Origin of the sequence: Shewanella sp. DNRA4 (assembly GCF_012843185.1) — a bacterium.
GTDB lineage: Bacteria > Pseudomonadota > Gammaproteobacteria > Enterobacterales > Shewanellaceae > Shewanella > Shewanella xiamenensis.
Genome location: NZ_JABAIP010000036.1, coordinates 1 through 929, shown reverse-complemented (window position 1 = coordinate 929; position 929 = coordinate 1). Strand labels below are relative to the sequence as shown.

Genomic DNA, 929 nt, shown 5'->3' with positions numbered 1-929 from the left:
GTGTTATGGGTCAGTTGCACCATCTCACGGGTGATTTCCGCACCAAAGACGATTTTATCCTGACGATATTGGCTGGCAGATTGCTTTGAGTCATAACCATAATCAGTGATCACATCACTGCCATCCCCTAAGTCGTAATGGTAGATGTCCTCACTGTAAGTCCCTATTATCGTGTCATTGCCCTTGCCACCGCGGAAATGGTTGGTGTAACTCGCTGCATTACTCACTAACGAGTTCAACTTCAGCGTGTCGTCCCCCTCACCACCATCCAGCAGATTGTTACTCGCGTAATGGCCAGACAAGGTGTCATTGCCCGATTCGCCATACAATTCATTTGTACCAGAGCCTCCGACAATCGTGTCATTACCCGCCCCCGCTAGTACACGGTTTGCGACTGATGTCCCCGTAATCACATCATCTCCGACAGTCCCTAACATCAAAACCGCGGCGCTCATAATGTCTGCGGCATTCAAGTTGCTCGCACCACTGCTATCAGCTGTAAACTCGATCGCTTCAATTGCATTAGCGCTTGAGGTATAACCCGACTTCACCACGATTTGACCATTATTCTGACTGTTGCTCGGGTCAGTAATGGTCAGAACCAAATCTCCTGCAGTGTTATGGGTCAGTTGCACCATCTCACGGGTGATTTCCGCACCAAAGACGATTTTATCCTGACGATATTGGCTGGCAGATTGCTTTGAGTCATAACCATAATCAGTGATCACATCACTGCCATCCCCTAAGTCGTAATGGTAGATGTCCTCACTGTAAGTCCCTATTATCGTGTCATTGCCCTTGCCACCGCGGAAATGGTTGGTGTAACTCGCTGCATTACTCACTAACGAGTTCAACTTCAGCGTGTCGTCCCCCTCACCACCATCCAGCAGATTGTTACTCGCGTAATGGCCAGACAAGGTGTCATTGCC

General features: G+C 49.0%; 1 protein-coding gene. It reads right to left on the bottom strand.

The genetic code is table 11. The annotated features are described in order from the left end of the window. The coding region (locus HG547_RS20570) for a calcium-binding protein (protein WP_282433154.1) at positions 1-929 on the bottom strand (929 nt) is incomplete at both ends.